The organism is Methanospirillum sp. (assembly GCF_035560735.1).
Classification (GTDB): Archaea; Halobacteriota; Methanomicrobia; order Methanomicrobiales; family Methanospirillaceae; genus Methanospirillum.
Genome location: NZ_DATMYY010000225.1, coordinates 1 through 8,595 on the forward strand (window position 1 = coordinate 1; position 8,595 = coordinate 8,595).

11 protein-coding genes are annotated in these 8,595 nt (G+C 49.3%); 1 reads left to right on the forward strand and 10 read right to left on the reverse strand.

Annotated features, from left to right (window positions below):
* Positions 1 to 737, forward strand: a 737-nt coding sequence (locus tag VN429_RS06500; RefSeq protein ID WP_325631156.1) for a tetratricopeptide repeat protein, incomplete at its 5' end; no start/stop codon positions are given.
* Between the two features lie 17 nt (positions 738 to 754).
* Here VN429_RS06500 and VN429_RS06505 read toward each other — a convergent pair.
* From VN429_RS06505 to VN429_RS06550, 10 genes are read right to left on the reverse strand one after another with little or no spacing between them, the layout of a single operon-like run.
* Positions 755 to 1,513 carry a heparan-alpha-glucosaminide N-acetyltransferase gene (locus tag VN429_RS06505; RefSeq protein ID WP_325631159.1) on the reverse strand — a complete coding sequence of 253 codons (759 nt, stop codon included), beginning with the start codon at positions 1,511 to 1,513 and terminating at the stop codon, positions 755 to 757.
* 3 nt (positions 1,514 to 1,516) lie between these two features.
* The gene (locus tag VN429_RS06510; protein ID WP_325631161.1) at positions 1,517 to 2,497 is read right to left on the reverse strand and encodes a zinc ribbon domain-containing protein; all 981 of its coding nucleotides are present in this window, start codon (positions 2,495 to 2,497) and stop codon (positions 1,517 to 1,519) included.
* Between the two features lie 6 nt (positions 2,498 to 2,503).
* Entirely contained in the window at positions 2,504 to 3,370 is an 867-nt protein-coding gene (sucD, locus tag VN429_RS06515; protein WP_325631163.1) for a succinate--CoA ligase subunit alpha, read from the reverse strand.
* Positions 3,367 to 4,452: a succinate--CoA ligase subunit beta gene (locus VN429_RS06520; RefSeq protein WP_325631165.1), complete on the reverse strand. Its 1,086-nt coding sequence runs from the start codon at positions 4,450 to 4,452 to the stop codon at positions 3,367 to 3,369. The genes sucD and VN429_RS06520 overlap by 4 nt, the downstream gene beginning before the upstream one ends.
* Positions 4,453 to 4,464: 12 nt before the next feature.
* A complete protein-coding gene (locus tag VN429_RS06525) occupies positions 4,465 to 4,998 on the reverse strand; it encodes a 2-oxoacid:ferredoxin oxidoreductase subunit gamma (protein ID WP_325631167.1) in 534 nt (177 codons plus the stop codon).
* Positions 4,988 to 5,776 (reverse strand): thiamine pyrophosphate-dependent enzyme, encoded by a 789-nt coding sequence (locus VN429_RS06530; protein WP_325631169.1) that lies wholly within the window; start codon positions 5,774 to 5,776, stop codon positions 4,988 to 4,990. The genes VN429_RS06525 and VN429_RS06530 overlap by 11 nt, the downstream gene beginning before the upstream one ends.
* Positions 5,773 to 6,888 (reverse strand): 2-oxoacid:acceptor oxidoreductase subunit alpha, encoded by a 1,116-nt coding sequence (locus VN429_RS06535; RefSeq protein WP_325631171.1) that lies wholly within the window; start codon positions 6,886 to 6,888, stop codon positions 5,773 to 5,775. The genes VN429_RS06530 and VN429_RS06535 overlap by 4 nt, the downstream gene beginning before the upstream one ends.
* Positions 6,885 to 7,157 carry a 4Fe-4S dicluster domain-containing protein gene (locus tag VN429_RS06540; RefSeq protein ID WP_325631173.1) on the reverse strand — a complete coding sequence of 91 codons (273 nt, stop codon included), beginning with the start codon at positions 7,155 to 7,157 and terminating at the stop codon, positions 6,885 to 6,887. The genes VN429_RS06535 and VN429_RS06540 overlap by 4 nt, the downstream gene beginning before the upstream one ends.
* Positions 7,154 to 7,729, reverse strand: a complete 576-nt coding sequence (locus VN429_RS06545; RefSeq protein WP_325631175.1) for a FumA C-terminus/TtdB family hydratase beta subunit — start codon at positions 7,727 to 7,729, stop codon at positions 7,154 to 7,156. The genes VN429_RS06540 and VN429_RS06545 overlap by 4 nt, the downstream gene beginning before the upstream one ends.
* A complete protein-coding gene (locus VN429_RS06550) occupies positions 7,726 to 8,565 on the reverse strand; it encodes a fumarate hydratase (protein WP_325631177.1) in 840 nt (279 codons plus the stop codon). Before VN429_RS06550 ends, VN429_RS06545 begins: the two co-directional genes overlap by 4 nt.
* Positions 8,566 to 8,595: the final 30 nt, after the last annotated feature.

Below are 8,595 nucleotides of genomic sequence, written 5' to 3' on the forward strand. Positions count from 1 at the left end.
TATCTGCCCTGTGGTTAGTCGGTCAGGTTTGGGCAGATACCAATACCAGTCTGAAAACAGCTCAAGATCATTACTCGATGGGTAATGCATTCTATAGTTATGGCATTGCTGAGAATGCAACCAGAGAATACCAAATAGCAGTCAGTATGGATCCAAACTTCTCTGATGCCTGGAACAATCTGGGTTTGAGCCTGACAGCACAGAAACGTTACTCAGAGGCAAAGGACGCATTAGAGAATGCAACCCGCCTTAACTCCACAGACCCAGAGGGTTGGTACAACTTGGGCTACACACTTGGAATGCTCGGCAACAAGTCAGAAGAGGTGGCCGCATATGAGAGGGCTATCAGTATCCGCCCGAATATGACAATTGCCTGGCGTAATATTGGTGTTGTCAGATACGAGGAGCAGAATTATACCGGAGCGGCAGAGGCATTTGAAAAGGCAACGAAATATGATCCAAATTCAGCTCTTGGATGGTATTACCTTGGAACAGTTTATGAAAAGACCGGAAATCTGACAGGTGCTGCAGATGTCCTAAAACGAGCAGTTGACATGGATAAAAATCTCACTATGGCAAAAGATCGGCTTAAAGCAGTAGAGAAAAATCTCTCTAACAGTTCTTCTGGTTCATCGTCCATTCCTTCTCAAGCATCTGGCAAAAAATCTCCCCTCCCAGCGGCGGTTGTTATCCTTTCACTGGTTGTTGCTGCGATAGTGATGATCTTCAGAAGATAACCTATTTTTTCCGGGAACTACCATAACCCAGGTATTTTTCCATATACCACTGTTAAGATGAATAGCAGGATCGGCTGGTGTACCAGATATATAATCAGGGAATGTTTTCCAGGAAGGGATGGGAAGTACAGTATTCTGTCAGCCCAGGCAGGAACCCTGAATGATCTCGTACCAAGTGGATATAACCAGGACCCGACAGCCATACCTATAAGGAATACCCCAAACCAGGGAATGAGCGGAGTATAATCCACAGAGATATAATCTACCGGATGTATTCCAGCCCATAATAGCCATATCGGACCGGTTGGAAGTGTGATCAGCCATCCGGTGAGAATTATTATGACACCAGGAATTGCTGCTTTCCTACCAAATCTAAAGAAGAGAGGTGCGAGAATAGTTGAGGTTCCAATGAGTTGCAGGATTCCAAAGAGCACATATCCTTCCCCATGCAGAAAAACTAATGTTCCGAGTGTAACAAGAAATCCAACTCCTATAAGAAAGACCCCTCGTCTAAAAAAAGGGAGAACATGAGATGGCTTTGCCACGGATGAAGCAGCCCGCTCTGCACGAAGAGTTACTGCCACACCTGCAATGGATACAAAGAGCGCTGCTGTCGTATATCCAAATATTCGCCAAAAGCCGTGTGAGGTTTCAACCGGATAAAGAGAGAAGAATGAGAGATCAAAGACGAGATGAAAGATCACCATCATACTAATGGCGATTCCCCGGGCAGAATCCAGTTCAACGTACCTTGTACGCACCGGGGTTTTAGTCATCAATCAGGTTTGTTGACTTCCGCATGACTGGCAGAATCGTGACTGTGAGGGTATACGCGAGCCACACTGAATACAATACTTCCATGATGTGTTTCTCTTCTGCTGTTTCTCTCCTACCGGCTCTGCACGTATCCGGACGGGTGAGATATCCGGCTTTTCAATAAGGATCCGAACAGAACCTTCCTGAATCGGGATGGAAGGAACAACCTTCTTTGCTGCGGATGGAATAGCAGATGCTCTTGGAACAACAGGTACCGGTTCAGCCCGAAGAGCGGGCTTTATGAGTTCCTGTTGGTGAGGAGGTATATATACGGGCGTTGGAGGCTGAACCGGATCACGGGTTCTGATCTCATCTCCAATGGGAGCATATGTGACCGGATCTGGTTGTGGGACCGGTTGTCTTATTTCTGGAGCAAGTGTTGGAGCAGGAGGAACAGGAGATACAGGAGGAGGATTATAACTAACCGGAGAGGGAACAGGTACAGGTTGCTGCTCGACGGCATTAGGGTAAGAACGTGGTTCTAGTTGCGGAGGGGTAGCCGGCTCGTCCAGTCTGAGCTCCTGTTTTTCAATCCGTTCAGGGGGATATCCATTGATCGCTGTGAACCATTCCCTGCACTCGGTTTCAGGCTCATTAATTAGACCCGTGAAGACAAGTCGCATCACACGATGCTGCCCTCCTACTTCCATGGAGATAGCCAGGGTTGGGCGATCCCGCTCATCACGCTCAAGTTCAGCCAGCTTAATCACTGAGAACGGAATTTCTTTGGCAATCTGCCCGGTACCCTGTTTTGTACTATCGATCAGAATGAGACGCTCACTGGTGAGAATTGAGAGAAACACAAAGTCCTTGATCTTGATCCCGTCAGTGTACCTGACCATGATCTCTCCGATATCAAGAAGCTTGAACGGATTGAACTTTCCACCGTTTGGATCCCCATCATCACCACTTCGGGGTCCTTTGATGTTATCAAGAATTGACATATCTTTTCACACCATCTCTTTGATCAGACCAGGTATTTCAGATAGCCGTGAAGCAACCGGAATACCGAGAGACTTCAGGCGCTTTATTTTGGAGTTTGCATCTCCTTCTCCACCAGATACGATAGCCCCTGCATGACCCATCCTCTTTTCCGGGGGAGCAGTTGTTCCGGCTATAAAAACAACTACGGGCAGGTCAGCCATTCGTGCTCCTTCCTCTTCAAGGTTCCCTCCAAGTTCACCAAGGAGAACGACTGCCTTTGTCTGTGAATCTTCGGAAAATTGTTCCAGGACATCTGCAAAAGTTTGTCCGATTACAGGATCACCACCAATTCCAACCACGCTGCTCTGTCCAATTCCAGCCCGGGTCAGTTCATGAACAACCTCGTAGGTAAGGGTTCCGCTCCTGGAGATAACTCCGACCGGGCCCCGGGCATACAGATGTGAGGGCATGATTCCCATACTTATCTCACCCGGACAGAGAAGGCCTGGACAATTAGGACCGATGACTGTGCAGTCCCGCATCGCTGCATAGGAACATGCCTTCATCACATCATGGACAGGAATGTGTTCGGTTATAGCAACAACCAGTTCGAGTCCGGCATCAGCTGCTTCCATGATCGAGTCACCAGCTGCAACACCGGGCACAAACATAACGCTTGCAGATGCATCATGGGTATCAACTGCCTCCTGAACACTATTATAAACAGGGACGCCGGCAGACTCCTGCCCACCTTTTCCAGGAGTGACTCCGGCGACCACTCCGCACCCACCAACGGACTGTGCGTATTGATTCATCCTGCCGATATGAAACGATCCCTGATTGCCTGTGGCGCCCTGAACAATGACCCGGGTGTTCCTATCCGCATAGATCATTGTGCCACCTCGACAGCAGCAGCAACTGCCTCTTCCATGGTGTCAAGCATCCGGTACCCATGTTTATTCAGCATCTCCCTTCCTTGTTCTTCATTAGTACCGGCCAGCCTGACGATCACCTGCTGGCTTACTCCGGCCTCAATGATTCCGGCCGCCACTTCATCACACCTGGTTATCCCACCAAGAAGATTGACAATGATAACCGAAACACCGGGCATGGATCCAAGCAGTTGCACTGCATGAGCCACCCTCACCCGGTCAGCACCGCCACCGACATCAAGGAAGTTGGCAGGTTTGCCTCCCAGAACCGTAATCAGATCCACCGTTGCCATGGTGAGACCGGCACCATTTCCGATCACTCCAATTGAACCATCCAGTTCAACGAACGAAAACCCAAACTCTTCAGCTTTTCGTTCCCGATCAGTTAGATCACGGTTTTCTGAAATACCCTGCCTTGCGAGAGCGTTATCGTCAATGATGATCTTGGCATCCGCTGCATACACACCGGAAGGAGTTGTGACCAGTGGGTTGATCTCAGCCAGGAGTGCATCACGTGATCTGAAAACATGGTAGAGTTTATTGATGACCGGACCTAGTTCTCTCGGCGCTCCGTCCAGAAGATGACGGATTGTGTATCCAGGAACATCAGTCAGGAGAGGATGAATAACAGCCCTTCGTATGACATCAGGGTTGATTCGTGCTACCTCTTCAATCTCAACTCCACCACTGGAAGTGAAGAGAATAAGAGGAGATCCTGAAGATCGGTCGATGGAGATGGAGAGATAATATTCATGCTCGATTGCAATCCGCTCCTCGACGAGTACAGCATGTACCGGAACATCTTTGATTCGTGATCCAAGCAGACGACCTGCAACCTCCTGAACTGTAGCAGAGCCAGCCATCAGGATTCCTCCAGCCTTCCCACGACCCCCGACATCAATTTGAGCTTTTACTACAACCAACTCTCCAATCTGCGCTGCCCCGGCGCCTGCATCATCTCCGGCGCGAATGAGTATCCCTTTAGGGACAGGGACCCCTGCATCTTTCAGAATCTCTTTTGCTTCATATTCCAGTAATTTCATCCAGGTTTCTCCTTACTGATCAGGGGAGGCTAATGCAAATCCAAGACGCATTGCTTTCAGATTTAATTCCTCAGTGCCCTTCGGGACACTTGCTAGGATTGCTTTTTCAAGTGCTTCTTTTGAGACAACAGCAGTGGCTGCAGTCAAACTGCCGAGCATAATTATATTGGCAACGATATCCCGGCCTAGTTTCTCTTTAGCTTCCCGGGTAGCCGGGATCTCAATACATCTGCAGGATGGCCGATCATGAACCAGGCCGGAGTCAATCAGCATCGTTGCATCTGCAGGGGCGTTTTTACCATACTTCTCAAATCCTTCCTGGCTCATTATGACGAAGAGATTTGGAATTTTAACCTTTGGGAAGAGAATCGGTTCATCATCAATGACAACCTGGCTCATGGATGCACCACCCCTCGCTTCAGGCCCGTATACCTGTGTCTGAACTGCATACCTGTTGTCATAGAGTGCTGCTGCCCTGCCAAGGATCACAGCACTCAAAATGATTCCCTGACCACCAAACCCTGAAAACCTGACCTCATGCCTCATGAGGTACCCCCATTACCGGCCTGCTCCTACGGACAAACTCTCCAACAAGAAACGTATCTTGAGGGAGTTCATCCCCATGAGCAGTTCTGTCCCATTGTTCTTTCAGGATGGCACTATCACGCAGATATGATATGAAATCCCCAGGCTGTTTGTATTTATTACGCCGTCCATACGAGGTCGGACACTGACACCTCACCTCGATAAAGGAGAAGCCCGGTGTATTCATACCGTCGATGACAGCCTGCGTCAGTCTTTTGACATGATAGGATGTCCATCGTGCCACATAGTTTGCGCCTGCAGCAACCGCAAGTTCTGCCAGATCAAAGGGAGTCTCTTCTGCACCATAGGGTGTGGTTGTTGAAGTTTTTCCTATTGGAGTTGTAGGACTTCCCTGACCACCGGTCATCCCATAGATGTAGTTGTTCATGCAGACAACGGTCAGATCAATGTTTCTCCTACAGGCATGGATGAAATGATTGCCACCTATTGCTGACAGATCCCCATCGCCGGTAAAAACCACAACATTAAGGGCCGGTTTTGCCATTTTTACACCGGTGGCAAATGCCAGTGCTCGTCCATGGGTCGTGTGAAGTGAGTCAGTCAGGATGTAGCCTGGTGCACGAGATGAGCATCCGATACCTGATACAAAGACCGTATCATCCATCTCCCACCCAATCTGGTCAACGGCCTCAAGTACACAATTGATGATGGTCCCATTTCCACACCCTGCACAATATATATGGGGCAGCCTGTCAGATCTCAACCATTCATCTCTCATATCGCGCCTCCTCCTCGAAGCTTTTCCACGATTGAGATGAGTTCATCTGGCGTATGGAGATCTCCACCAATTTTACCAGCAGAAATGACAGGAACACAGACATGACGTTCGATCTCACGTGAGATCATGCCGAGATTGAGTTCAGGAACGATGAAGGCTTTTACATGAGGAAACCGGGCCAGAAGATCCTCAGGAAACGGCCATACTATTTTGAGCTTGAGATATCCGGTTCCAGGAGTCTTTGCACGCTGAACAACCTCCTGCACGGTTCTTACAGGAGAGCCATAGCAGACAAAGATATATTCAGCATCTTCATTGACGATCTCATAGTCTGCTATTGAATGACGAGCACTCTCTATTTTATCAACGAGTCTTCTGACAAGGGAGTCATGACGGGAAGGATTTGTTGAGTCAGGATATCCTTTTTCATTATGTGTGAGGCCAGTCACTGGAATCTTTCTTCCAGTTCCAAACGCAGCAAACCCGGGGATGAGATCCTCTTCAGGTGCAAAGGGGAGCATGCCATCTTTGAGGGGTTTTGCTCTCACAACCGGTACACTGTCCGGGATTGTGATCCTCTCACGCATATGGCCGATAACCTCGTCTGCCATGACGAAGACAGGGCATCTGAACTGGTCTGCCAGGTTGAATGCCTTTGCCGTCAGTTCAAAACACTCCTGAACTGTTGACGGGGAGAGAGCAATGATGCTGAAATCTCCGTGAGATCCAAACCGGACCTGCATCATGTCACCCTGAGCTGCCATGGTAGGCTGACCGGTTGATGGTCCTCCACGTTGTACGTTGACGAGCACACAGGGTGTTTCTGACATTATCGCATACCCGATATTCTCCATCATGAGCGAAAAACCGGGGCCTGAAGTTGCAGTCATGGCCCTGACACCGGTCCATGCAGCACCGATGATTGCAGCCATGCTTGCTATCTCATCCTCCATCTGAATGAAGCATCCATTTCTTTTTGGCAACTTTGCTGCCATATGCTCTGCTACTTCAGTGGAAGGGGTAATTGGATAACCGGCAAAGAACGTGCAGTCTGCAGCCAGAGCTCCTTCTGCACAGGCAATGTTTCCCTGCATAAATTCAAGCCGAGTCAATACTCAATCACCACGTTATGAGGTTCATACGGTTTTTCCTTCACCCACCGAATCGCCTGATCCGGGCACATCAATGCACAGACACCGCAGAGTCGTCTTCCATATAATTGCTGAAGGCGGCAGTTCGGGCATCGCTCTGGTCGATCCAGATGAGGGACATAGATCCCCCGGCGGTTCGGCACTTTTCCCGGCTGATAGATCCGGTATGGACAGACCATCGTGCAAAGATTGCACCCCTTGCACCGGGACTCGTCAATCTCGAGTTTCATCGTCGGGTTCCCGTACAAGTTGGGTACGCACGCTGAAATACTTCATGTGCAGACTTCTCAACAGCAGCAAACAGGTCTCCTCCGTGTGCATCCATTGCCACCACGAGGGGGAGATGATCTAGTCTGATCTGCCAGATCGCTTCTGCCATCCCAAGATCTTCAAAAAAGACTCCTTCAAGTTCCATCCTGGCCGCCGCAAGATTTGCACATCCGCCAGTAAAAGCGAAATACACAGCCCGGTCTGTCAACTGATCCCTGACCCCAGGTGACATCCCACCTTTTCCAATGAGTCCTTTGACACCGGCATCAAGAACAAATCCGGTCAGTGGATTCATTCTGGCTGATGTCGTCGGGCCGGCAACGACAATCTTGTTGTTTTGCACAACTGGGCCACAGTGATAAATGACTGCCCCTTTGGGATCAAATGGAATTCCATCTTCTTTCATACGCAGATGGGCTTCATCACGTGCGGTATAGACACTCCCGGTTAATGTCAGAAGGTCGCCGGCATGAAGAGACAGAATTTCATCGCCTAGCGGAGTCTTCAAATCTATCGGATCAGGAGAAGTCATGAGAGAGGCACCTCCACCGTCGCACGCCTTGCAGCCCAGCACTGTATGTTTACTGCAACCGGAAGGGAGGCAGTATGACAGCCGGCTGACTTAATTTTTACTCCAAGACAAGTGGTCTTCCCGCCAAGGCCCATCGGACCAATACCGAGATCGTTCACTTTCTGACAGATTTCCGTTTCTTCAGGAGTCATCTGATCCAGTGGTTCCAGTAATGCTTCTTTGGCAAGAGATGCTGCACCATCAAAAGTACCTCCAATACCAACTCCCAAAATGATCGGGGGGCATGGTCTTCCACCTGCAAGGAGAGCAGTTTCGACAACAAACTCAGGAATCCGATCTTTCTCTGTAGGAGTGAACATCTTAAGGCGTGAAACATTTTCAGAGCCTGCTCCTTTAGGAAGCACGGTCACCTGCATCCGGTCACCGGGAAGAATATGAACTGCAGGCATGTTTGCACTGGTATTGGTTCCCGTGTTGTGCCGGGTAATGGGATCGACGAGGTTAGGTCTGAGGGGAATTGTTTCAGTTGCTTCCCTGACACCTTTGCGGACAGCATCGACGATTGAAGAAGTAAAAGGAATCTGGGGAGGGAGAGTAAGATAAATAACAGGGATTCCGGTATCCTGACAAATAGGTGCCTGCCTCTCCTCTGCAAGCCTGATATTTTCAAGAATATGCATCAGTTCCCTTCTGGCAACAGGACTTGTCTCATCCTCTGATGCTGCAAATATCCGTTCAAGAACATCAGGTGGCAGAGTGATCTCAGCGATCCTGATCGCGCTGGCTGTTGCTGCCGCAATTCGGTCAGAAAGATCAGAAGGAACCGGCGATGACATGAGTACGAGTCCTCCTGAACACTATATAAC

Coding starts and splice junctions, on each gene's coding strand:
- VN429_RS06540 (WP_325631173.1), bottom strand. CDS start 7,157: ATGAAACTCGAGATTGACGAGTCCCGGTGCAAGGGGTGCAATCTTTGC.
- VN429_RS06525 (WP_325631167.1), bottom strand. CDS start 4,998: ATGAGGCATGAGGTCAGGTTTTCAGGGTTTGGTGGTCAGGGAATCATT.
- VN429_RS06545 (WP_325631175.1), bottom strand. CDS start 7,729: ATGACTTCTCCTGATCCGATAGATTTGAAGACTCCGCTAGGCGATGAA.
- sucD (WP_325631163.1), bottom strand. CDS start 3,370: ATGATCTATGCGGATAGGAACACCCGGGTCATTGTTCAGGGCGCCACA.
- VN429_RS06530 (WP_325631169.1), bottom strand. CDS start 5,776: ATGAGAGATGAATGGTTGAGATCTGACAGGCTGCCCCATATATATTGT.
- VN429_RS06520 (WP_325631165.1), bottom strand. CDS start 4,452: ATGAAATTACTGGAATATGAAGCAAAAGAGATTCTGAAAGATGCAGGG.
- VN429_RS06505 (WP_325631159.1), bottom strand. CDS start 1,513: ATGACTAAAACCCCGGTGCGTACAAGGTACGTTGAACTGGATTCTGCC.
- VN429_RS06550 (WP_325631177.1), bottom strand. CDS start 8,565: ATGTCATCGCCGGTTCCTTCTGATCTTTCTGACCGAATTGCGGCAGCA.
- VN429_RS06510 (WP_325631161.1), bottom strand. CDS start 2,497: ATGTCAATTCTTGATAACATCAAAGGACCCCGAAGTGGTGATGATGGG.